At 73.9% G+C, this 22,325-nt stretch carries 23 protein-coding genes; 7 read left to right on the top strand and 16 right to left on the bottom strand.

Features of this window, described 5'->3' with window-relative positions; translation table 11 throughout:
* Nucleotides 1-113: 113 nt before the first annotated feature.
* The 3 genes from sucB to ACI78R_RS05820 all read right to left on the bottom strand — a co-directional run bounded on the left by sucB (nt 114) and on the right by ACI78R_RS05820 (nt 5,135).
* Nucleotides 114-2,027 (bottom strand): 2-oxoglutarate dehydrogenase, E2 component, dihydrolipoamide succinyltransferase, encoded by a 1,914-nt coding sequence (gene sucB / locus ACI78R_RS05830; protein ID WP_457039950.1) that lies wholly within the window; start codon nt 2,025-2,027, stop codon nt 114-116.
* 66 nt (nt 2,028-2,093) lie between these two features.
* Complete coding sequence (lpdA, locus tag ACI78R_RS05825; RefSeq protein WP_217651341.1) at nt 2,094-3,473, bottom strand: dihydrolipoyl dehydrogenase; 1,380 nt, start codon at nt 3,471-3,473, stop codon at nt 2,094-2,096.
* A 150-nt stretch (nt 3,474-3,623) separates the two neighbouring features.
* Nucleotides 3,624-5,135, bottom strand: a complete 1,512-nt coding sequence (locus ACI78R_RS05820; RefSeq protein WP_457039949.1) for a leucyl aminopeptidase — start codon at nt 5,133-5,135, stop codon at nt 3,624-3,626.
* Between the two features lie 82 nt (nt 5,136-5,217).
* Between ACI78R_RS05820 and gcvT the strand changes: the two genes are divergently transcribed.
* Nucleotides 5,218-6,327 carry a glycine cleavage system aminomethyltransferase GcvT gene (gcvT, locus tag ACI78R_RS05815; protein ID WP_457039948.1) on the top strand — a complete coding sequence of 370 codons (1,110 nt, stop codon included), beginning with the start codon at nt 5,218-5,220 and terminating at the stop codon, nt 6,325-6,327.
* 34 nt (nt 6,328-6,361) lie between these two features.
* Here gcvT and ACI78R_RS05810 read toward each other — a convergent pair whose 3' ends face one another.
* The 4 genes from ACI78R_RS05810 to ACI78R_RS05795 are packed head-to-tail and all read right to left on the bottom strand — an operon-like array spanning nt 6,362 to nt 8,719.
* The gene (locus ACI78R_RS05810) at nt 6,362-7,498 is read right to left on the bottom strand and encodes a YihY/virulence factor BrkB family protein (protein WP_457039947.1); all 1,137 of its coding nucleotides are present in this window, start codon (nt 7,496-7,498) and stop codon (nt 6,362-6,364) included.
* Between the two features lie 32 nt (nt 7,499-7,530).
* Complete coding sequence (locus tag ACI78R_RS05805) at nt 7,531-7,806, bottom strand: DUF4235 domain-containing protein (protein ID WP_073422347.1); 276 nt, start codon at nt 7,804-7,806, stop codon at nt 7,531-7,533.
* On the bottom strand, nt 7,803-8,282 hold the full coding sequence (locus tag ACI78R_RS05800; RefSeq protein WP_073422348.1) for a DUF3618 domain-containing protein: 480 nt from the start codon (nt 8,280-8,282) through the stop codon (nt 7,803-7,805). The genes ACI78R_RS05805 and ACI78R_RS05800 overlap by 4 nt, the downstream gene beginning before the upstream one ends.
* The gene (locus ACI78R_RS05795) at nt 8,279-8,719 is read right to left on the bottom strand and encodes a phage holin family protein (protein WP_073422349.1); all 441 of its coding nucleotides are present in this window, start codon (nt 8,717-8,719) and stop codon (nt 8,279-8,281) included. The genes ACI78R_RS05800 and ACI78R_RS05795 overlap by 4 nt, the downstream gene beginning before the upstream one ends.
* Before the next feature lie 115 nt (nt 8,720-8,834).
* Here ACI78R_RS05795 and ACI78R_RS05790 point away from each other — a divergent pair, with 115 nt between their 5' ends.
* Nucleotides 8,835-9,047 (top strand): hypothetical protein, encoded by a 213-nt coding sequence (locus tag ACI78R_RS05790; RefSeq protein WP_073422350.1) that lies wholly within the window; start codon nt 8,835-8,837, stop codon nt 9,045-9,047.
* 54 nt (nt 9,048-9,101) lie between these two features.
* On the opposite strand, the gene ACI78R_RS05785 is transcribed toward ACI78R_RS05790, so the two are convergent.
* Nucleotides 9,102-10,085 carry an aldo/keto reductase family protein gene (locus ACI78R_RS05785; protein WP_073422351.1) on the bottom strand — a complete coding sequence of 328 codons (984 nt, stop codon included), beginning with the start codon at nt 10,083-10,085 and terminating at the stop codon, nt 9,102-9,104.
* Between the two features lie 31 nt (nt 10,086-10,116).
* Entirely contained in the window at nt 10,117-10,728 is a 612-nt protein-coding gene (locus ACI78R_RS05780) for a DUF3043 domain-containing protein (RefSeq protein WP_336029832.1), read from the bottom strand.
* 143 nt (nt 10,729-10,871) lie between these two features.
* On the opposite strand from ACI78R_RS05780, the gene ACI78R_RS05775 reads away from it, so the two are divergent.
* Entirely contained in the window at nt 10,872-11,228 is a 357-nt protein-coding gene (locus tag ACI78R_RS05775) for a HesB/IscA family protein (RefSeq protein ID WP_073422353.1), read from the top strand.
* 65 nt (nt 11,229-11,293) lie between these two features.
* On the opposite strand, the gene asnB is transcribed toward ACI78R_RS05775, so the two are convergent.
* From asnB to ACI78R_RS05760, 3 genes are read right to left on the bottom strand one after another with little or no spacing between them, the layout of a single operon-like run.
* Nucleotides 11,294-13,228: an asparagine synthase (glutamine-hydrolyzing) gene (gene asnB, locus ACI78R_RS05770; protein WP_457039946.1), complete on the bottom strand. Its 1,935-nt coding sequence runs from the start codon at nt 13,226-13,228 to the stop codon at nt 11,294-11,296.
* A gap of 55 nt (nt 13,229-13,283) precedes the next feature.
* A complete protein-coding gene (locus tag ACI78R_RS05765; protein ID WP_083628975.1) occupies nt 13,284-13,658 on the bottom strand; it encodes a DUF3817 domain-containing protein in 375 nt (124 codons plus the stop codon).
* A complete protein-coding gene (locus ACI78R_RS05760) occupies nt 13,648-14,013 on the bottom strand; it encodes a metalloprotease (RefSeq protein WP_073422355.1) in 366 nt (121 codons plus the stop codon). The genes ACI78R_RS05765 and ACI78R_RS05760 overlap by 11 nt, the downstream gene beginning before the upstream one ends.
* A gap of 253 nt (nt 14,014-14,266) precedes the next feature.
* Here ACI78R_RS05760 and ctaC point away from each other — a divergent pair, with 253 nt between their 5' ends.
* Together ctaC and ACI78R_RS05750 are read left to right on the top strand one after the other, a co-directional pair.
* Nucleotides 14,267-15,139, top strand: coding sequence for an aa3-type cytochrome oxidase subunit II (ctaC, locus tag ACI78R_RS05755; protein ID WP_073422356.1), 873 nt, complete (start codon nt 14,267-14,269; stop codon nt 15,137-15,139).
* A gap of 42 nt (nt 15,140-15,181) precedes the next feature.
* Nucleotides 15,182-15,586, top strand: a complete 405-nt coding sequence (locus ACI78R_RS05750; RefSeq protein ID WP_073422357.1) for a cytochrome c oxidase subunit 4 — start codon at nt 15,182-15,184, stop codon at nt 15,584-15,586.
* Between the two features lie 789 nt (nt 15,587-16,375).
* Here the strand turns inward: ACI78R_RS05750 and qcrB are convergent.
* Genes qcrB through ctaE form a run of 4 tightly spaced genes read right to left on the bottom strand, consistent with a single transcriptional unit; the run spans nt 16,376 to nt 20,697 of the window.
* Nucleotides 16,376-18,076, bottom strand: coding sequence for a cytochrome bc1 complex cytochrome b subunit (gene qcrB, locus ACI78R_RS05745; RefSeq protein ID WP_073422358.1), 1,701 nt, complete (start codon nt 18,074-18,076; stop codon nt 16,376-16,378).
* Complete coding sequence (qcrA, locus tag ACI78R_RS05740) at nt 18,076-19,188, bottom strand: cytochrome bc1 complex Rieske iron-sulfur subunit (RefSeq protein WP_083628976.1); 1,113 nt, start codon at nt 19,186-19,188, stop codon at nt 18,076-18,078. The genes qcrB and qcrA overlap by 1 nt, the downstream gene beginning before the upstream one ends.
* Nucleotides 19,185-20,066, bottom strand: coding sequence for a cytochrome bc1 complex diheme cytochrome c subunit (qcrC, locus tag ACI78R_RS05735; RefSeq protein WP_073422359.1), 882 nt, complete (start codon nt 20,064-20,066; stop codon nt 19,185-19,187). The genes qcrA and qcrC overlap by 4 nt, the downstream gene beginning before the upstream one ends.
* A gap of 7 nt (nt 20,067-20,073) precedes the next feature.
* Nucleotides 20,074-20,697 carry an aa3-type cytochrome oxidase subunit III gene (gene ctaE, locus ACI78R_RS05730; protein WP_336029952.1) on the bottom strand — a complete coding sequence of 208 codons (624 nt, stop codon included), beginning with the start codon at nt 20,695-20,697 and terminating at the stop codon, nt 20,074-20,076.
* A 132-nt stretch (nt 20,698-20,829) separates the two neighbouring features.
* Here ctaE and ACI78R_RS05725 point away from each other — a divergent pair, with 132 nt between their 5' ends.
* Complete coding sequence (locus tag ACI78R_RS05725; protein ID WP_175562950.1) at nt 20,830-21,267, top strand: hypothetical protein; 438 nt, start codon at nt 20,830-20,832, stop codon at nt 21,265-21,267.
* Nucleotides 21,264-22,322 (top strand): anthranilate phosphoribosyltransferase, encoded by a 1,059-nt coding sequence (gene trpD / locus ACI78R_RS05720; protein WP_073422360.1) that lies wholly within the window; start codon nt 21,264-21,266, stop codon nt 22,320-22,322. Before ACI78R_RS05725 ends, trpD begins: the two co-directional genes overlap by 4 nt.
* Nucleotides 22,323-22,325: the final 3 nt, after the last annotated feature.

The raw sequence follows: 22,325 nt of genomic DNA, 5'->3' as shown, positions 1-22,325 counted from the left end.
GCGCCGGGGCCCCCAGCCCCCCCGCCCCCCCCCCCCCCCCCCCCGCCCACCCCCCCCCCCCCCCCCCCCCCCCCCCCCCCCCCCCCCCCCCCCCCCCCCCCCCCCGGGGGACATCAGGCGAGGCCGAGCTCGCCCTCGAACTGGCCGGCCTCCAGGCGCTCCTTGACGGTGCCCAGGAAGCGGGCGGCGTCGGCGCCGTCGACGATCCGGTGGTCGTAGGTGAGGGCCAGGTAGACCATCGACCGGACCGCGATCACCTCGCCGAGGTCGGGGTCCTGGACGACGACCGGGCGCTTGACCACCGAGCCGGTACCCAGGATCGCCACCTGCGGCTGGTTGATGATCGGGGTGTCGAACAGGGCGCCGCGGCTGCCGGTGTTGGTCAGCGTGAACGTGCCGCCGCCGAGCTCGTCGGGCGTGACCTTGTTGATCCGGGTCCGCTCGGCCAGGTCGGCGATCTTGCGCGCCAGGCCGCCGATGCTCAGGTCGCCGGCACCGTGGATGACCGGCACCAGCAGTCCGCGCTCGGTGTCCACCGCGACGCCGAGGTTCTCGGTGTCGTGGTAGGTGACCGTGCCGGCCTCCATGTCCACCGAGGAGTTCACGGCAGGGTGGGCCTTGAGCGCCTCGACGGCCGCCTTGGCGAAGAACGGCAGGAACGAGAGCTTGGCGCCCTCGCGGGTCTCGAAGTCCCGCTTGGCACGGTCGCGGAGCTTGGCGATCCGGGTGACGTCGACCTCGACGACCGTGGTCAGCTGCGCGCTGATCGCGAGCGACTCGACCATCCGGCGGGCGATGACGCCGCGCAGGCGCGACATCTTCTCGGTGCGGCCGCGCAGCGCCGGGTCCGGCTGGGCGGCCGGGGACGGGGCGGCGGGACGACCGGCGGCGGCCGGGGCCGACGGCGCGGCGGGAGCGGCGGCCGGAGCCGGAGCCGCGGCCGCCTCCGCGGCGGCCAGGACGTCCTGCTTGCGGATGCGGCCGCCGACGCCGGTGCCGGTCACCGAGGTGAGGTCCACGCCGTGCTCGGCGGCCAGGCGCCGGACCAGCGGGGTGACGTAGGTGCCGCTGCCGTCGGCCGGGGCCGGCGCGGACGGCTGCGCCGGCTCCTGCTGCTGAGCCGGGGCCTGCTGCTGCGCCGGCGCGGGAGCGGGCTGGGTGGGCGGCGTCTGCTGCTGCTCGGCGACGGTCTCGGCCGCCCCGGAGCCGTAGTCGGCGCCCGCGGGGACCGACGGCGGGGGGCCGGGGGGCGCCTCGGCGGGCGGCTCCTGACGGGGTGCCGCCGGCTGGGTGACCGGGGTGTCCTGCTGGGCCGGGGCCTGCTCCTGGGCCGGGGCCTGCTGGGCCGGCGCGGGGGCGCCACCGCCGGACGAGGCGCTGCCGATCACCGCGAGCTGCGCGCCGACGTCGACGGTCTCGTCCTCGTTGACGGTGATCTCCAGCAGGGTGCCGGAGACCGGAGCCGGGATCTCGGTGTCGACCTTGTCGGTGGAGACCTCGAGCAGCGGCTCGTCGGCGGTGACCTCGTCGCCGACGGCCTTGAGCCAGCGGGTGACGGTGCCCTCGGTGACGCTCTCGCCGAGCGCCGGCATGGTGACCGGCGTCCCCTCGCCACCACCCTGGCCGCCCTGGCTCCCGCCCTGGCCGGCGTCGGGGGCGGGCGCCTCGGCGGCCGGGGCCGGCGCCTCGGACGGGCCGGGGCCCGCGTCCTCGACCTGCTCGTCGGGGGTCTGCGGCGTCGAGTCGGCGTCCTCGGCCGACGCCGGCCCACCTGCGCCGCCGCCGTCGCCCTCCCCGCCGATGACGGCGAGCTCCGCGCCCACGTCCACGGTCTCGTCCTCCGCCACCAGGATCTTGGTGAGGACGCCCGCCGCGGGGGACGGGATCTCGGTGTCGACCTTGTCGGTGGAGACCTCGAGGAGGGGCTCGTCGACCTCGACCTGCTCACCCTCCTGCTTGAGCCAGCGGGTGACCGTGCCCTCGGTGACGCTCTCGCCCAGGGCGGGCATGGTGACGGAGGTCGGCATCGGGAGAGGGCTCCTTCGGGGTGGCGCGGGTGGGGGAGAGGTCGGGCGGCGGCGCGGGGTGCGGCGTCAGCTGTGGGCGTGCAGCGGCTTGCCGGCGAGGGCCAGGTGGGCCTCGCCGATGGCCTCGCTCTGCGTCGGGTGCGGGTGGATGAGGGAGGCGACCTCGTCGGGCAGGGCCTCCCAGTTGAAGATGAGCTGCGCCTCGGCGACCAGCTCGCCGACGCGGCTGCCGACCATGTGGACGCCCACGACCGGGCCGTCCTTCTGGCGGATCAGCTTGACGGCGCCCTGGGTCTTGAGGATCTGGCTGCGGCCGTTGCCGCCGAGGTCGTAGACGAGGGTCTCGACGTCGCCGTACTTCTCGCGCGCCTGCACCTCGGTGAGGCCGACGGAGGCGACCTCGGGGTCGGAGTAGGTGACCCGGGGGACGCCGGCGTAGTCGATCGGCACGACCGGGAGGCCGGCGAGGCGCTCGGCGACGAGGATGCCCTCGCCGAAGCCGACGTGGGCCAGCTGCAGGGTGGGGATCAGGTCGCCGACGGCGGAGATGGTCGGGACGTTGGTCTGGCAGTAGCCGTCGACGAGGACGTAGCCGCGCTCCATGGCGACGCCGGCCTCCTCGTAGCCGAGGCCCTGGCTGACCGGCCCGCGGCCGATGGCCACGAGGACGATCTCGGCCTCGAACTCCTTGCCGTTCTGCAGGCTGACCTTGACGCCGTTCTCGGTGGACTGCACCGAGGACACCATGTTGCCGAGCTCGAAGTTGATCTTCCGGCGGCGGAAGGCGCGCTCGAGCAGCTTCGAGGAGCTCTCGTCCTCGAGCGGGACGAGGTGCTTGAGGCCCTCGATGATCGTGACGTCGACGCCGAAGGACTTCCAGGCGCTGGCGAACTCGCAGCCGATGACGCCGCCGCCGAGGATGATCGCCGAGGTCGGGACGCGGTCGAGGCCGAGAGCCTGCTCGCTGTCGATGACGCGGACGCCGTCGAGCTCGACGCCGGGGATGGTGCGGGAGTAGGAACCGGTGGCCAGCAGGACGTGGCGGCCCTCGTAGGTCTGCCCGTTCACCGACACCGCGGTGGGGGAGACCAGCCGGCCCTCGCCCTCGACGTAGGTGATCTTCCGGCTCTTGATCAGGCCCTGCAGGCCCTTGTAGAGGCGGGAGACGACGCCGTCCTTGTAGGAGTTGACGCCGTCCATGTCGATGCCGGCCAGGGAGGTCTTCACGCCGAACTGCTCGCCCTCGCGGGCCAGGTCGGCGACCTCGCCGGCGTGCAGCAGCGCCTTGGTCGGGATGCAGCCGCGGTGCAGGCAGGTGCCGCCGACCTTGTCCTTCTCGATCAGGACGACCGACAGGCCCAGCTCCGCCGCCCGCAGCGCGGCGGCGTAGCCACCCGAGCCACCGCCGAGGATGACCAGGTCGGCAGGGGTGGTGGGTGCGCTCACGACGTGCTCCTCGAGGTTCTCGGGTTCCCCCGCTCGAGTGGGTGGGGGATGGTCCGGATCCATCCTGCCACTCCGTGCGGCGCCGCAGTCCGAGGGCGGGGCGGTCCCGGACGCGCCGTGGGGGCCGGCCGGGGACCCGGCCGGCCCGGGTCAGCCGGCGACGAGGTCCTCGATCGCGGCCAGCAGCGTGCGGACCGGGACGCCGGTGCCGCCCTTGGGCGTGTATCCCCAGGGCGCGCCGGTGTTGTAGCTCGGCCCGGCGATGTCGATGTGCGCCCACGGCAGCCCGGCCGGGACGAACTCGGCGAGGAAGTGGGCGCCCACGAGCATGCCGCCCATGCGGTCGGCGTTGGCGTTGACGAAGTCGGCGACGGGGGAGTCGATGCCCCGGCGGAGCTCCTCCGGCATCGGCATCGGCCACATCGGCTCGCCGCTGCGCCGGCTGGCGGCCACGACGGCGTCGCGCAGGTGGTCGCTGCCCATCACGCCGGCCGTGCGGGACCCCAGCGCGACCAGCTGGGCGCCGGTGAGCGTGGAGGTCTCGAACAGCACGTCGGGGGAGTCCTCGGCGGCGCGGGCGATGGCGTCGGCGAGCACGACGCGGCCCTCGGCGTCGGTGTTGGTGATCTCGGCCTTCTTGCCGTTGCGGAAGGTCACGACGTCGGCCGGGCGGTAGGCGCTGCCGCCGGGCAGGTTCTCCGCGATCGGCACGGTGGCCGTGACGTCGACCGGGAGGCCCAGCTGCGCGACCAGGCAGACGGTGGCGATCACGGCGGCCGCGCCGGCCATGTCGCTGGTCATGTGGTGCATGTTGGCGGCGGGCTTGATCGACAGGCCGCCGCTGTCGAAGGTGATGCCCTTGCCGACGAGGGCGACCTTCTTGCGGGCCTTCTTGCCGTTGTAGGTCAGCCGCAGCAGGCGCGGGCCGCGGGCGGAGCCGCCGCCGACCGCCAGCACGCCGCCGTAGCCGCCGGCGGCCAGCTGCGCCTCGTCGAGCACCTCCACCGACAGGCCCGCGGCCTTGCCGGCGGCCGCGCCGCGGGCGGCGAGCTCGGCGGGGTAGAGGTCGTTGGGCGGGGTGTTCACCAGGTCGCGGACCAGGGCGACCGCGTCGGCGACCGCCCGCACCCGCGTGAGCGGGGCCTTGGCCGCGCCGGCGTCGGGGACGACCACGGTGAACTCGCGCGGCGGCGCCGGCCGGTCGGCGGGGAGGTCGGAGCGGTAGGCGGTGAACTCGTAGGCGCCGAGCAGCGAGCCCTCGCCCACCGCGTGCAGGCGCTCGGCGTCCGGGGTGCCCCCGACGGCGGCGAGCAGCGTGACCACCGAGGACCGCCCGGTCAGCGCCCGGCTGGCGGCACCGGCCGCGCGGCGCAGCGCCTCGGGCGACCAGCCACCGCCGGCCTGCGGGGCGCCGAGGCCCACGGCCGCCACGACGGGGAAGGGGCCCTGGCCGAGGCTCGCGACCCTGGTGACCTCGTCCTCGCCCCCGCGGGCGCCGAGGTCGGCCAGCGCGGGCAGCAGCCGGCCGCCGAGCAGCCGGTCGACGGCCTCCGCGCCGGGCGTGGGCAGCAGCCCCGAGCTGCCCTTCCCGACGCCGACGACGACGGCGTCGGCGGGCGTCTTCTCGAGCGGGCGGTCGGTGGCGGTGATCGTCGGCGGCACCCGACGATCGTAGGGCCCGCCCGCGCCGCGGTCCTGAGGACTGCGAAGGAGCGGCCGGGCCGGCGTCGCTACGGTTCCGGGCGTGAGCCCCCGGACCTCGCCCCTGCACGACCGGCACCTCGCGGCCGGCGCCAAGCTGGCCGACTTCGGCGGCTGGTCGATGCCCATCGAGTACGCCGGCGGCGGCGTGCTCGCCGAGCACGCGGCGGTGCGCGAGGCGGCCGGGCTCTTCGACGTCTCCCACCTGGGCACCGGCACGGTCCGCGGGCCGGGCGCCGCCGCGTTCGTCGACGCCTGCCTGACCAACGACCTCTCCCGCATCGGGCCGGGCCAGGCGCAGTACACGCTGTGCTGCGTCCCCGACGGGGAGGCCGACGCCGGCGGCGTCGTCGACGACCTGATCGTCTACCTGCACGGCCCGGACGACGTCCTGCTGGTCCCCAACGCCGCCAACGCGCAGGAGGTGCTGGCGCGGCTCGCCGACGCCGCCCCCGCCGGGGTGACCGTCACCGACCGGCACGAGGAGGTCGCCGTCCTCGCCGTCCAGGGGCCGCGCTCCCCGGCCGTCCTGGCCGCCGCGGGGCTGGCCGCGGATCTGGCCTACATGGCGTTCGCCGGCGGCGAGGGGCAGGAGGTCACGGTCTGCCGGACCGGCTACACCGGCGAGCACGGCTACGAGCTGCTGGTGGCCACCGAGCGCGCCGGGGAGCTGTGGGACCGGCTGCTGGAGGCCGGCGCCGCCGAGGGCATGCGCCCCTGCGGGCTGGGCGCGCGCGACACCCTGCGCACCGAGATGGGCTACCCGCTGCACGGTCACGAGCTGTCGCGGTCGATCACCCCCGTGCAGGCGCGCAGCGGCTGGGCCGTGGGCTGGCGCAAGCCCACGTTCTGGGGCCGCGAGGCGCTGCTGGCCGAGCGGGCGACCGGGCCGGCCCGCCTGCTGTGGGGCCTGCGCGCCCCGGGCCGGGGCATCCCCCGCCCGGGCATGGCGGTCCTCGACACCGACGGCGCGCGGGTCGGCGAGGTCACCAGCGGGACCTTCTCACCGAGCCTGCGCACCGGCATCGCCCTCGCCCTGCTCGACACCGCGGCCTCCCCGGCCGAGGGCGCCGCGCTCGCCGTCGACGTGCGCGGGCGCCCCCAGCCGGTCGAGGTCGTCAGGCCGCCGTTCGTGCCCTCGCACGTCCGGTAGGCGCGACCGCCCCCGGGTCGAGCCGGGCCGGCGCTCAGGCCTTCTGCTTCGACTCCTTGGTCGGCTCCGGCGGGTCGGGCAGCTCGTCGGCCATCGTGGCGTTGCGCTCGCCCATCGGCACCGGCGGGCCCTGCGTGGTGTCCTCCGCCGTCTGGTGCTCGGCCTCGGAGTTGATCTCCGCGCCGAGCAGCACCAGGTAGCAGGTCAGGTACAGCCACAGCATCAGGACGATGACGCCGGCGATCGTGCCGTAGGTCTTGTCGTAGGACCCGAAGTTGTTGACGTAGAAGCTGAAGCCCAGGCTGACCAGCGCCCAGATGACCGTCACGACGATCGCGCCGAGGCTCACCCACTTCAGCTGCGGGGCGTCGCGGTCGGGCGCGACGCGGTACAGCACCGCGAGCGAGCCCGCGAAGACGCCGAGCAGCAGCACCCACCGCAGCACCTGCGCCAGCACCGTCCCGACCACGCCGAGCGGCAGCGCGTCGAGCACGGCCGGGACGACGGCGACCAGCGTGAAGGTGACCAGCACGAACACGATGGCGCCGAGCGTGAGCCCGAGGGCCAGCGCCTTGCGCTTGACGAACGAGCGGGTCTCGACCTCGTCGTACGCGATGTTGACCGCCGAGACGACGTTGCCGGTCCCGCCCGACGCGGACCACAGCGCGGCGAGCACCGAGATCGCCAGGCCGATCGACAGCGCGCCGCCGCTGTTCTGGGTGATCGCGGTCAGCTGGTCGCCGATGAGGCTCGCGGCCTCGTCGGGCAGCTGGGCGGAGAGGTCCTCGACCTGCTGGGCGACGGTCTCCGGCGAGGCGACCAGCCCGTAGATCGAGATGGTGGCGATCAGCGCCGGGAAGATCGCCAGGAAGGCGAAGAACGCGACACCGCCGGCGATGATCGGCATGTTGTCGGCGTTGTGCTCCGCCCAGGCCCGCTTGACGACCTGCTTCCAGCCGCGCGCCGGGATCTCCGTGGGCGAGTCGGCGTGGACGCCGGGCAGCCGCTCGGCGGAGGGGCCGCCCGGCGGGACGGCGCCGGGGTCCCCCCGCTGCTCGCCGCGGGCGGCGCGCTCCTCGGCCGCGCGTGCGGCCGCCCGCCGGGCCGCCTTCTCCTCGACCCGCTCCCGGATCCGGTCGACGGCGCTGTCGCGCTGCCTGGTCCCGGCCATCTCGCCGCCCCCTCTGCTCGGTGGTGCCTGCGTCAGTCGCCCGGCCAGTTGCCGGTCAGCTTGGTGAAGCCCCGCGCGCCCGCGCGGTCGATCGCGGCCTTGGTGGCGGCGAACAGCGCGCCCTGGATGGCGGCGGCGAGGACCACCTCCCGCATCCGGTACTCGCTCTGCAGGGCACTGGGCGCGTCCTCCTCGCCGGACACCCGCTTCCACACCTGCTTGAAGATGGTGCCGCTGATGAGGCCGGCCAGCACACCGCCGGCCAGGCCCACCGGGCGGTAGACCAGCTTCGCGCCCTTGCTGCTCACTTCCGTGCCCTCCTCGCCGTCCTCCGCGCCGTGCGCTTGGTCCGCTTCGTGCTCCGTGCGATCGCCTTCCGGGCCCGCGCGGCCTCGCGGTCTGCCCGCCGGCGCGCCCGGCGGGTCTCGGCGCGGGCCTCGGCGAGCGCGGCGGAGGTGCCGGTCGAGGCGGCCGCGGCCCGGCGCCGCTTGCGCCGGCGGCGCCACACGACCAGCCCGACGAGACCGGCGAGCGCCGCACCGGCGCCGGCCACGGCCGGCGGGCTCTCCCGGTAGGTCTCGACGGCGGTGTCGCGGGCGCGGGCGGCGCCCTCCTTGGCGCGCGCCGGCACGTCGAGCCGGTGGCTGAGCTCGTCGACCGTGCGGCCGAGCTGCTCGCGGGTGGCCTCGATCTCGGCCTTGATGGCGTCCGGGTCGGACGGACCGGACGCGGCGGGGTCGGACCCGCCGGCACCGGACCTGCTGGCATCGCTGGGGGTGCTCATCGGCGCGCGTTCTCCTTCACGGTCGCGATGTCGGCCTTGGTGCTGGCGATCGCCTCGGTCGGCACCGGCGGGGTGCCCTGCTGCACGTCCTTCTTGCCGATCAGCGCCAGCACGCCGGCCACGGCGAACAGGACGACGGCGACGATCAGCGCGGCCAGCCACGCGGGCAGCACGACGTCGAGGGCCAGCACGGCCGTGGCGACGAGCACGCACAGCCCGAGGAAGCCGAAGAGCCCGGCGCCGCCGAACAGTCCGGCGCCGACGCCGAGCCGCTTGGCCTTCTGGGTCATCTCGGCCTGGGCGAGCCGCGCTTCGTCGCGCACGAGGCGCGAGACCTGCTCGGTCAGCTGGCTGATCAGCTGGCCGGTCGAGGTGTCCTCGGCCGGAGGGGGCGGTGGGGTGGCGCGCGAGGCGCCCCCCGCGGTCGGGGCGGTCATCGGTCCTCCGTGGGGCGGGATCGGTCCCCGCCCCCATGCCCCCGCCGTCGGGCGCGTAACCCGCGCTCCGGTCACACCCCGGACACGACCGGCGTGCCGTCACTAGCCTGGCCGCATGAGCTGGACCTGGCGGCTGGAGGGCCGCGACGGCGCGACGCTGGACCCGGCCGCGCTCGGCGTCGAGGTGCCCCCGTCGGACAACCAGGGCGACGCCGAGTCGTGGCTGGGGGAGAACTGGCGCGACCTGCTCGGCCGGGGCGTGGTCGCGGTGAGCCTGTTCGACGGCGACACGCGGGCCTACGGACCGATGGGCCTCGAGCCGGCCTGAGCGGGGGAGGCCGGGCCTGGACCTCGACCTGAGGTCGAGGTCCAGGCCCGCCGGTCAGCCGCGGGCGGTCTTGGCCGGGTCGCGCTCGACGACGTCGCCGAGCACCTCGTCGATGCGCGCCAGGACGTCGGCCTCGAGCCGCACGCCGGCCGCCTTCACGTTGTCGTGCACCTGCTCCGGGCGGGTGGCGCCGATGATGGCGGCGGCGACGTTCTCGTTCTGCAGCACCCACGCCACCGCGAGCTGCGCCATGGACAGGCCGAGGTCGTCGGCGACCGGGCGCAGGCCCTGCACCCGGGTGAGCACCTCGTCGGTCATGAACTGCTTGAGGAAGCGCCCGGCCTCCGGGTCGGTCGCCCGGCTGCCGGCCGGCGGCTCCTCGCCGGGCCGGTACTTGCCGGTGAGCACGCCCTGCGCCAGCGGCGACCAGACGATCTGCGAGACGCCCTCGCGCTGCGACGTCGGCACGACCTCGTCCTCGATGACCCGCCACAGCATCGAGTACTGCGGCTGGCTGCTGATGAGCTGGACGCCGAGGTCGCGGGCGAGGGCGGCGCCGGCGGCGATCTCCTCGGCCCGCCACTCCGAGACGCCGAGGTAGAGGACCTTGCCCGCCCGCACCAGGTCGGCGAAGGCGGTCATCGTCTCCTCGAGCGGCACCGTCGCGTCGTAGCGGTGGGCCTGGTAGAGGTCGATGTGGTCGGTCTGCAGGCGCCGCAGCGACGCCTCGCAGCTCTCGGTGATGTGCTTGCGGCCCAGCCCGCGGTCGTTCGGGCCGGGGCCGGTCGGCCAGTAGACCTTGGTGAAGATCTCCAGGCCCTCGCGCCGCTGGCCGGCGAGGGCCCGGCCGAGGACCGCCTCGGCGCGGGTGCCGGCGTAGACGTCGGCGGTGTCGAAGGTCGTGATGCCGGCGTCGAGGGCCGCGTGCACGCAGGCCTGCGCGGCGTCCTCCTCGACCTGGCCACCGTGGGTGAGCCAGTTGCCGTAGGCGATCTCGGAGATGGTCAGGCCGGAACGGCCGAGGCGTCGGTACTCCACGTGCCCCGACGCTAGGCGGCGCCGGCCGACCTCACACCTCGGCGCCGACCGCGACCTCCGGCTTGGGGAACCGCCAGCGGCGGACCATCGTGGCGCGGCTGACGCCGTACCAGACCAGCCCCTTCATCCGCTGCGGCTGCCCGGGGAAGCGGGCCGCCACCGTCTTCTTGATCTTCCGGCCGAGGAACACCGAGTCGACGATGATCACCAGGAAGAACAGGAACCAGACGAAGACGGTGTAGTTCTGCACCGCCGGGTTCGGGATGAAGTAGCCCACCAGGACCAGCGCGGCGACCGGCAGGAAGAAGCTGCCGGCGTTGCGGCGGGAGTCGACGAGGTCGCGCACCAGCCGGCGGACCGGGCCGCGGTCGCGCGCGGGCAGGTAGTCGTCGTCGCCGCGGGCCATGCCGGCGCGGGTCTCCGCCCGGCGCTGCGCCTGCTGCTGGCGCGTGCGGGCGTAGGCCTCCTTGCGGGTGGTCGGAGGCGGCGGCGGGGGACCGGGACGGCGGCCCTGCGCCTCGTGGCGCTTGGGCGTGGGGCGGCCCTTGCCGCCGGCCTTGACCAGCTGCCCGGTCAGGTCGGCGGAGGTGTCCGGGGCGGTCTCGGCGGCGCGGTCCCGGCGCCCGGGCAGGCGGAGCTTCACGGCAGACGAGTCTACGTGCGTCCGCTCACGACACTGGTCCTCGCGGCCGCGCGCCGTACAGTGGGAAGACGACCCGCCACGGCGGTGTTGGTCCGCTGCAGGGAGTGCCGCAACGGACGCCCTCGGATGTGGGAGGACAGAACATGACGGTGCAGGACACCGAGACCGCCGGCAGTACCGGCGTGCTGCTCAGCGACCCGGCCGCCTCGAAGGTCAAGGCGCTGCTGGACCAGGAGGGCCGCGACGACCTGCGTCTGCGCATCGCCGTCCAGCCCGGCGGCTGCTCCGGCCTGCGCTACCAGCTCTTCTTCGACGAGCGGTTCCTCGACGGCGACCAGACGTACGAGTTCGGCGGCGTCGAGGTCATCGTCGACCGGATGAGCGGCCCGTACCTGGGCGGCGCGGTGATCGACTTCGTCGACACCATCGAGAAGCAGGGCTTCACGATCGACAACCCCAACGCGCAGGGCTCCTGCGCGTGCGGTGACTCCTTCTCCTGAGCACCCACGCCTGAACGCGACAGCGGCGCCCGTCCCCGGCAGGGGACGGGCGCCGCTGTCGTTCCTCAGAGCTTGACGGGGTAGACCGTCTCCGGGACGTCGACGACGATCCGCTCCTCGACGAAGATCCCGTGCCACACCATGAAGACCAGCACCGACCACAGCTGACGGGCGACCCGCTTGCTCGGCACCTCCTCGGCGCGCAGCCGGTCGAGCAGGCCGAGGACGACGTCGCGGTCGAGCCACTGCTGGGTCTGGCTGCTCGTCACGACGTCGCGGGCCCACTCGTGCAGCGGCCCGGCGAGGAACTCCGCCGTCGGGACGGGGAAGCCGAGCTTGCGCCGGTTCATGATCCGCGGGGGCACGATCTGCCGCATCGCCTGGCGCAGCGCGTACTTGGTGGCGTCCCCGCGCCGCGGCACCCGCTGCTCGACCGGGATGGAGCTCGCCACGGCGAACACCTCGGGGTCGAGGAAGGGCACCCGCAGCTCCAGCGAGTTGGCCATCGTCATCTTGTCGGCCTTGACCAGGATGTCGCCGCGCAGCCAGGTGAACAGGTCGACGTACTGCATCGCCGTCACGTCGTCGTAGCCGGCCTCGCGGGTGCGCCGGTAGAGGTCCTCGGTGACCGCGACGTGCGACAGGTCGGGGTCACGCCCGGGCAGCAGGGCGGCGAGCTCGTCGTCGCGCATGTTGCGGGCGTTGCCGTAGTACCGCTGCTCCAGCGGCGTGGCGGCGCGGCGCAGCAGGTCCTGACCGCGCACGCCCTCGGGCAGCAGGCCGGCGATGCGCGCCATGGCGCGGCGGGCGGCCGGCGGCAGCCCCGACGCCCAGGCCAGGCTGATCGGCTCGCGGTAGATGGTGTAGCCGCCGAACAGCTCGTCGGCGCCCTCCCCGGACAGCACGACCTTGACGTGCTTGCGGGCCTCGCGGGCCACGAAGTACAGCGGCACGAGCGCGGGGTCGGCCACCGGGTCGTCGAGGTACCAGACCACCTCGGGGATGGCGTCGGCGAACTGCTGGGCGCTCACCTCGACCGGCACGTGCTTGACGCCGAGGATCGACGCCGACTCCGCGGCGATCTCGATCTCCGACTGGGCCTGCCGCTGGAAGCCGACCGTGAAGGTCAGCAGGTCGGGGTTGTAGCGGTGGGCGAGCGCGGCGATGGCCGTGGAGTCGATGCCGCTGGAGAGGAACGACCCGACGGTGACGTCGGCGCGCATGTGCTTGGCCACCGACTCGTCGAGGACGTCGGCGATGCGGTCGTAGAGGTCCTGCTCGCGGCCGGCGGGCACCGGCTGCGGCGTCCACGCCGGGTGGAAGTAGCGCGCGGTGGCCAGCTCGCCGTCGACGACGGTGAAGCTGGTACCGCTCTCGATGCGGCGGATCCCGCGGTGCAGCGTCGCGGGCTCGGGCACGTACTGCAGCGTCAGGTAGTGCTGCAGCGACGCCGGGTCGACGCCGCCGGCCGCGGCGCTGCCGCCGAGCAGCTGCAGCAGCGCCTTCTTCTCCGAGCTGAAGACCAGCCCGCCGTCGGCCAGGCGCGCGGTGAACAGGGGCTTGATGCCGAACGGGTCGCGGGCGCCGAACGCGGTGCGGGTCTGGGTGTCCCAGATGACGAAGGAGAACATCCCGCGCAGCCGCCGGACGACGTCCTGGCCCCACAGGTGGTAGCCCGCGACGATCGTCTCGGTGTCGCCGTGGGTGGCCAGCTGCGCGCCGGCCGCCTGCAGCTCCTCGCGCAGCTCGACGTAGTTGTAGATCTCGCCGTTGAACAGGATCCGGTAGCGGTCCGCGGCGTAGGGGAGGGGCTGGGGGCTGCCCTCGACGTCGATGATCGACAGCCGGTTGAAGCCGAGCACGACGTGCTGGTCGGACCAGACGGCGGTGTCGTCGGGGCCGCGGTGGTGCAGGCAGTGCAGCGCCTCGCGGACGTCGTCGACGTGGGTCTCGGCGACCCGGGGGGCATCGGTGGACAGGTAGGCCAGCAGGCCGCACATGAGGCGCAGGTCTCCGGGGTCGGCTCGAGCCCGGCCCGAGGGGGCCGGGACAGGGTCAGACGCGCTCGCCGGCGCGGGTCTTGCGGGTGGCGACGCGCTCGGCGACGAAGGACAGCACGGGCACGGTGCCCGCGAGCAGCACCAGGACGGTGCCCTTGAGCGTCCAGCGGGCGCGCAGGGCGAGGTCGCAGGCGGTCACGAAGAAGATGGCGTAGAGCCAGCCGTGGGCGGTGCCGATGACGGCGACCGGCTCGTCGATCTCGGCCAGGTACTTGACCGGCACGGCGACCAGGATCAGCGCGACGAGCAGGACGCCGACGATCCAGGCCATGACCCGGTAGCGCAGCAGCGCGGCGGGGACGCCCTGCCCGACGCGGCGGGCGAGTGCCCGGGGCAGCCGGTCGGAGGCGACGGTGGGCTCAGCGGCCACGGGAGCTCTCCTGGCCCAGGGCGCGCTCGTTGAGCTCGGCCAGGTAGGCGTTGTAGGCCGCGAGCTCCGGGTCGCCCGTGGTGTCGATCCGCGGCCGCTGGTAGAGCACCAGCGAGTTGCCGGGAGCGTCCTCGTCGGGATCGCGGCGCAGCTCCTCGCGCACCATGCGCACGTAGAACCACAGGCCCATGAAGCCGTAGAGCGGCCACTGCAGCGCGTAGCTCCAGTTGACCGCGCCGCCCCCGTTCTCGGCCTTGGTCAGCTGCCAGTAGCCGAGGAAGAAGGTGGCCACGAACAGGACGGCGACCAGCAGGTGCAGCAGCACCCACCGGGGGGTCAGCAGCCGCGTCCACACGCATCCGACTCTAACCGTCACCGCGCGCGGGGCGGCGGCGCGGGCGGGCTCCCGGGCGCGACCCTGGTCACCGCCGTCCCGGACGCCCCGGGCGACCCGCCGGTACCCGCTCTCCGGTCGTCGGCCGCCTCGCGCGGTCGGCTAGTCTCGGCCCAGACTGGGGTCTGGCGCACCGGCCTCGGCGGGAACCGTCCGAGGCCGCGCCGACAGAGCCGTCCGGTTCCACGGACGGAGGACGAGGAGGCAGCGAGCAGTGGCTCGACGCAGCAGGCTCGCGCGGGTCGCCGCGCTCGGTCTCCTGGGGGTGCTGACCCTCACCGGGTGCGACCTGAACAACGAGTTCTGGCGCTTCGGTTTCCCCGAGGGGGTGACCGAGGAGGCCACCGTGGTCCGCGAGCTGTGGACCGGCTCGGTGATCGCGGCGCTCATCATCGGGTTCCTCGTGTGGGGCCTGATCATCTGGTCGGTGATCGTCCACCGGAAGAAGGGCGACGAGCTGCCGCGGCAGACGGCCTACAACCTGCCGCTGGAGATCGCGTACTCGATCGTCCCGTTCCTCATCATCGCCGGCCTGTTCTTCTTCACGGTCGTCGTGCAGAACGACGTCCAGGAGCGCAGCGACGACCCCGACACCACGATCGCGGTCAACGCGTTCAAGTGGAACTGGCAGTTCGTCTACCCGGAGACCACCGGTGCCGACGGCGAGCCGGTGAACACCGTCGGCGCCACCGACGAGATCCCGATCCTCGTGATGCCGGTCGACCAGGACGTGCGCTTCGAGGTCGCCTCCGCCGACGTCATCCACTCCTTCTGGGTGCCGGAGTTCCTCTTCAAGCTCGACGTCATCCCGGGCAACGAGAACGGCCGCGACAACGTCTTCGAGGTGCACGCCAACGAGACCGGCTCCTACGTCGGCCGGTGCGCCGAGCTGTGCGGCAGCTACCACGCGTACATGAACTTCGAGGTCCGCGTCGTCAGCGCCGAGGACTACGAGGCGTACCTCGCCGCGCGCGAGGAGGGCCAGACCACCTACGAGGCGCTGGAGACCATCGGCCAGGAGGGCGAGGCCACCACGACCCGCCCGTTCCGGGTGGGCGACGGCTACTACCAGCAGGCCAATGACTGACCCGGCCGCCGGCCGCACCCACGTCGCGCAGGGAGGACGACCGTGAAGGTCGAAGCGCTCATCTTCAACCTCATCGCGGTCTTCTGCGTCGTCGCGGCCGCCGTGTACGGCTTCTGGTCGCGGGAGCCGATCGGCACCACCGCGCTGGTGCTGTCGGCCGGCCTGACCGGCCTGATCGGCGGGTTCTTCTGGTTCGTCTCGCGCCGCATCGACGCCCGTCCCGAGGACCGCAAGGACGCCGAGATCGCCGAGGGCGCCGGTGAGCTGGGCTTCTTCAGCCCGGCGAGCTACTGGCCCTTCGCCATCGCCGTCGGTGCCGCGCTCACCGGCCTGGGCCTGGCGTTCTGGTACTTCTGGCTCATCGCCATCGGCACGGTCGCCCTCCTGGTCACCGTCGGCGGCCTGCTGTTCGAGTACTACGTGGGGCAGAACGCGCAGTCCAGCTGAGCGTCCGTCTCGTCGAGGGCCCCCTACCGCACCGCGGGAGGGGGCCCTCGTGCGATCCCGGGTACCTGCCGGGTGCCGGGGACGGCGGCGAGGTCCTGACGCAGTCCTGGGCGGGCTGACGGCGACCCGGCACGGCCCCCGCGAACCGGTGCCGTGCAGGCCGAGCGCGGAGGACGGCGGCCGTCGACCGGTGGGCGGGCTGCCGCCTGTGGTCGAGCTGGGAGCGGCCGTGCCGGCGCCCCCGACCGCGGTCCTGCGACCGCGCTGACGGCACGGGCATCGACGGGCAGGGATGCCGTGGTGCCGGGCCACCACCGGGCCTGCGCACGGTCCGTGGGCCCCTTGCCGGGCCCCGAGTCGCCTGGTCCCGGCGCGGTACCGTCAGGCGGGCGCTGGAGCCGTCGGCGGCTGCCCTCCCGCCCAGGCCGCGTCCCGTCCCAGGCCGACCGCACCTGCGACTTCGCGCGGGAGCCGCCACGGCGGCGCAGCCCCCGGCACGGTCGGGCGGGGAGTCCCGACGCGGGTGGCCCAAGCCTCCGGTCGCCGGGTGTCGGGTGCCGGGTGCCGGGTGCCGGGTGTCGGGTGTCGGGTGGAGCGTCGACCGGTGGGTGAGTGCGGGAGCAGGCGCGCCGTCGGTGGGGGAGGGCTCCCCGGGCACCGTTCACCGGCCGTGTGTCCCTGCTCCCGGCGTCCCTGCTCCCGGCGTCCCTGCTCCCGGCGTCCTGCCCCCGATATGCAGCAGGGCCCCGGTGGAGATCCACCGGGGCCCTGCTGTGCGTGCTGGTGCGACTAGTCGCGCGGCTCCTGCGGCCGGCCACCCTCGGACGGGCGCCCGCCCTCGGAGGGACGGCCGCCCTCGGACGGGCGACCGCTGGAGGTCAGCTCGCGGTGCGGGTCGGCCGGGGCGAGACCCCGCTCCTCACCGCGCTGCTCGAGCTCGACCGCGCGCGGCTCCTCGATCGGCGAGAAGAACCCGCGGATGGCGCGGCGGGCGCCACCGACCTGGTTCATCTTCTTGGGCACCGGAGCGCCGCCGTAGGCCAGCTGGCCGTGGCCGTGCTCGTCGACCGGGCCGAGCGGCTGGTGCACCTCGATGAACTCACCGTGGGGCAGCCGGCGGATGACACCGGTCTCGATGCCGTGCTCGAGGACCTCGCGGTCGTGCTGCTGCAGACCGAGGCAGATCCGGTAGGTCAGCACGTACGCGATGGGCGGCAGGATGATCAGGCCGATGCGGCCGATCCAGGTCATCGCGTTGAGGCTGATGTCGAACTTGTCGGCGATGACGTCGTTGGCACCCGAGAGCAGCAGCACCACGTAGAACGTGATGGCCATCAGGCCCAGCGAGGTGCGCACGGGCACGTCGCGCGGACGCTGCAGGAGGTGGTGCGACGCGGTGTCGCCGGTCAGCTTCCGCTCGAGCATGGGGTAGGCCAGCAGGAGCGTGAAGATGATGCCGGGCAGCACCACGGTCGGCCAGAACAGCGCCGGGATGTTGTAGTTCCCCGGGAGGTAGATGTCCCAGGCGGGGAACAGACGCGTCGACCCGTCGAGGAACATCACGTACCAGTCGGGCTGGGACGCCGAGGACACCTGGGCCGGGTTGTACGGGCCCCACAGCCACAGCGGGTTGATCTGCACCAGACCGCCGAGGCCGGCGCAGACGCCGAAGACGACGAGCAGCAGGCCGGTGGCCTTCCCGGCGAAGGTCGGGAAGAGGCGGTTGCCGACCACGTTGTGCTCGGTGCGGCCCGGGCCGGGGAACTGCGTGTGCTTCTGCTTGACCAGGATCAGCAGGTGGACCGCGATGAGGCCCAGGATGATCGCCGGGATGATCAGCACGTGGGCGATGTAGAGCCGCCCGACGATCAGGTCGCCGACGTAGTCGCCGCCGAAGACCGCCCAGTGGGCCCAGGTCCCGATGACGGGGATCGACAGGATGATCGCCGACATGATCCGCAGGCCGGTGCCCGAGAGCAGGTCGTCGGGCATCGAGTAGCCGGCGAAGCCCTCGAAGATGCCGAGGATCAGCAGCGCGACACCGATGAGCCAGTTGGTCTCGCGCGGCCGGCGGAAGGCGCCGGTGAAGAAGATCCGCAGCATGTGGCAGACGATCGACGCCATGAACAGCAGCGCTGCCCAGTGGTGGATCTGCCGGATGAGCAGACCACCGCGGACGTCGAAGGAGATGTCGAGCGTCGACGCGTAGGCGATCGACATCTCGACACCGCGCAGGGGCGCGTACGAGCCGTCGTAGACGACCTCGGTCATCGAGGCCTGGAAGAAGAACGTCAGGTACGTGCCGGTCAGCAGCAGGATGATGAACGAGTAGAGCGCGATCTCCCCGAGCAGGAACGACCAGTGGTCGGGGAAGACCTTGTTCAGCGTCCTGCGCAGCGGACCGGCGACGATGAGCCGGTCGTCGACCTCGAGAGCGGCCCTGCCCGCGAGCGTCTTGGGCGCTCCCGGTGCGGTGGCGGTGCGAGCCATCAGATGCGCTCCCGGTTCCAGTAAGTGGGACCCACGGCCTCAATGTAGTCGCTGCGCGCCACGAAGAAGCCCTCGTCGTCGACAGCGATGGGCAGCTGCGGCAGCGACCGGGTGGCGGGCCCGAACACGGGCTTCGCGCCCTGCGTGACGTCGAACTGCGACTGGTGGCAGGGGCACAGGATCCGGCTGGTCTCCTGCTCGTAGAGCGAGACCGGGCAGCCGGCGTGCGTGCAGATCTTCGAGTAGGCGACGTAGTCGCCGTAGCCGAAGTCCTCCTGGCCGGCGCGGAAGCTGGCATCGGCCTGCTGCGACGGGCGGAGGCGGATGAGCATGGTCGCCGCGTCGGTCTGCCGGTTGCCGCCGGGGACTGCCGGGAAGACGGTCTCCAGCGAGCCGGGCTCCTGGTCGCCGGGGCGGACCGGGGTGCCGTCGTCGCGGACCAGGCGCACGCCCTCGGCCCACGACGTCGTCCCCAGGGGGTTGCCGCGGTTCGGGTTCTTGATCAGACCGCCGAGCGGGGCCAGCAGCATGAGGCCGAGGCCACCGCCCATGAAGGCGAGGCTGCGGGTGATCAGCTTGCGCCGCTTGAGGCCCGAGTTGTGCAGGCCGCCCACCAGCGTCGCGCCGGTGGTCACGCGGTCGAAGTGCGAGCCGTCGTGCTTGTCCTGCACCGCGGTCTCGTGCGGCAGCAGCTTCTTGGTGTAGAGCACCAGGCCCACGCCGAAGAAGGTGAAGGCCAGCGCCATCGTCAGGCCCAGGAGCGGGGTGTAGAGCACGCTCCAGGTGCTGCTGCCGAGCTGCCACTCCCAGTTGGGGAGGAACCAGCCGGCACCGGCGTAGACGACGACGAAGGCGAACGCCGAGAGGCCGGCCAGGGCGAACATGGTGCCGACCTGGCGGACGGCGCGCTTCTCGAGCGCCGAGCCCGGCTCGGGGCCGGGCTCGACGTGCAGGATCTCGACGCCGTCGTAGCGCGCGCCGAGGCGGTCGAGCTCCTCGCGGGGGAGCGCGGCGAGCTGCTCCGGGGTGTAGTCGTCGTCCGGGCCGCCGTGCAGCGGGCCGGGGACGTCCGCGCCGCCCGTGGTGCCGGGGCGGGTGTTGCTGGCGGTCACGCCTTGCTCCCCATCCAGAAGATCCCGAACAGCAGGGCCGCGACGCCGACGACCCAGATGACCAGGCCCTCGCTGACCGGGCCGATGCGGCCGATGCCCGCGCCACCCGGGTCCGGCATGTCGGTGATCGTCTGCACGTAGTTGATGATCGAGCGCTTCTCCTCGGGGGTGAGCTGGTTGTCCCCGAAGACCGGCATGTTCTCCGGCCCGCTCAGCATCGCGGTGTAGATCTCGAGGTCGTTGGCGTCCTCGAGGCTCGGCGCGTACTTGCCCGAGGACAGCGCGCCGCCCTCACCGACGAAGTTGTGGCACTGGGCGCAGTTGAGGCGGAACAGCTCGCCACCGGCGGCCAGGTCGCCGTCGCGCAGGTCGCCCGACGGGAGGGTCGGGCCGCCGCCGTTGGCCTGGACGTAGGCCATCAGCTGGTCGATCTCCTCGTCGGAGAAGATCGCCGGCTTGTCGGGGGCCTGGGCCTCCTGGCGGATCAGCGGCATGCGGCCGGTGTGCACCTGGAAGTAGACGGCGGCCTCGCCGACACCGATGAGCGAGGGCCCGCGGTTGGGCACGCCCTCGAGGTTCTCACCGTGGCAGCTGATGCAGCTGCGCTCGTACAGCTCGCGGCCGGCGGCCTCGGCGCTGGACTCACTGCCCTCGTCGGCCGCCTGGGCGCCGGGGGCGAGGGTCGAGTAGACGGCGCCGGTGAGGACCAGCGCGGCCATCAGGCCGGCGACGTTGGCCAGCCGGCGGCGCTGCTTGGAGCGGCGCCGGGCGCGGGCGGCCGCGGCCGGGGTGCCCTCGGCGGGGCGCCGGCGCGACCAGCGGGACCGCGGCGCGACCTCGTCGGCCTGGGTCTCGGACTGGGGGTTCGTGGTGGACACCGGTTCCCTAGCGGATCAGGTAGATCGTGGCGAAGAGCCCGACCCACACGACGTCGACGAAGTGCCAGTAGTAGGAGACCACGATCGCCGAGGTCGCCTGTGCCGGCGTGAACCGGCCCATGGTGGACCGGATGAGCACGTACACGAAGGCCACGAGGCCACCGATGACGTGCAGCGCGTGGAAGCCGGTCGTCAGGTAGAAGACCGAGCCGTAGGTGGAGCTGGAGATCGTCGTGCCGTGCTCGGTGACGAGCACGCGGTACTCGTTGGCCTGGGCGAGGACGAAGACCAGGCCCATGACGAAGGTGATCGTGAACCACCGGCGCAGGCCGTAGACGTTCCCGCTCTCCGCCGCGAAGACCCCGATCTGGCAGGTGACCGAGGAGGCCACCAGGATCAGGGTGAAGAACAGCGCGTACGGGAGGTTCAGCTCCGTCGGCTCCGGGGGCCAGCCGTCGGTCGCGCGCGCCCGCGCGGTGAAGTACATGGCGAACAGCCCGGCGAAGAACATCAGCTCGCTGGAGAGCCAGATGATCGTGCCGACGCTGACCATGTTCGGTCGGGTCAGGGAGTGCACCCGCGAGGTGTCGAAGGTGCTGCTCGCCACGGGGGCCGTTGTCACGCTGCCCATCATGGCATCGGCCGGCGACACGGGCCGACCGTGGGTGGCACGGCGTGCCCGGGCCGTGACCGGTCCGAGACCGTCCCCCGGACGGGGTCGCGTCCCCCGGGCGGGACGGCCGTGGGCACTAGGCTGCCGGGTGTGAGCGATGGCATCAGCGCTGCGCCGGCGACCGTCCTGGTCTACAGCTCGCGGCCGGAGGTCCGCGAGGCCGTCCGCACCGCCGTCGGACGCCGTCCGGCACCCGACGTCGGGCCGCTGACCTGGATCGAGTGCGCCACCGGCGAGGACGTCGTCGACACCGTCGACGGCGGCGGGGTGGACCTCTGCATCCTCGACGGGGAGGCGCAGCCGACCGGCGGCCTGGCGCTGTCGCGGCAGCTGACCGTCGAGGTCGCCGACCGTCCCGCGCTGTGCGTGCTCATCGCCCGCCAGCCCGACCGCTGGCTGGCGCACTGGTCGCGCGCCGACGCGACGCTGGCCCTGCCGGTGGACCCGCTGACCGCGCCGCAGGTCGTCGCCGGGCTGCTGCGCGAGCGGGCGGCCCGGCCGCCGCTGCGCCGTCCCGCCCGCCGGTGAGCGCCCGCACCGCTGCCGGACCCACGTGGCCCGGCCTGCTGACGCGCCTGCTGGCCGGTGAGGACCTCGGCGCCGACGACACCGCCTGGGCGATGCGCGAGGTCATGACCGGGGAGGCGACGGCTGCCCAGATCGCCGGCTTCGCCGTGGCGCTGCGGGCCAAGGGCGAGGCGCCGGCCGAGGTCGCGGGGCTCGCCGCCACGATGCTCGAGCGGGCGACGCCGGTGGACCTGCCGGTGGCCACCGTCGACATCGTCGGGACCGGCGGCGACGGGGCGCACACCGTCAACATCTCCACGATGGCCGCCGTGGTCACCGCCGCCGCCGGGGTGCCGGTGGCCAAGCACGGCAACCGGGCGGCGTCGTCGTCGTCCGGGGCGGCCGACGTGCTCGAGGCGCTCGGCGTCGTCATCGACCTGCCGGCCCCCGCGGTGGCCCGCTGCGTGCGCGAGGCCGGCATCGGCTTCTTCTTCGCGCCGGTCTTCCACCCCGGCTACCGGCACACCGCCGCCCCGCGCCGGGAGATGGGCATCGGCACGGTCTTCAACTTCCTCGGCCCGCTGACCAACCCGGCCCGGCCGGTGGCCGCGGCGATCGGCTGCGCCGACGCCCGGATGGCCCCGGTGCTGGCGCAGGTGGTGGCCGGCCGGGGTGCCCGCGCGCTGGTCTTCCGCGGCGACGACGGCCTCGACGAGCTCACCACCGCGACGACGTCGCGGGTGTGGGTGGCCCGCGACGGCGCGGTGACGGCGGGGACGGTCGACCCGGCCGCCCTCGGCATCGCGCCGGCCGGCCCGGACGCGCTGCGCGGCGGGGACCCGGCGCACAACGCCGACGTGTTCCGCCGGGTGCTCGACGGCGAGCGCGGGCCGGTGCGCGACGCGGTGCTGCTCAACGCGGCCGCGGCGCTGGCAGCCTTCGACGAGCGCGGCGGGGAGCTGCCCGACGTGCTGGCGGCCGGCCTCGGGCGGGCCGCGGCCGCCGTCGACGACGGCCGGGCGGCGGCGCTGCTGGCGCGCTGGGTGGACGTGAGCCGGGCGGCCGCCGGCGCCTGACGC

This window comes from Geodermatophilus sp. SYSU D01106, assembly GCF_054049995.1.
This window is presented reverse-complemented; position numbering and strand designations above follow the sequence as displayed.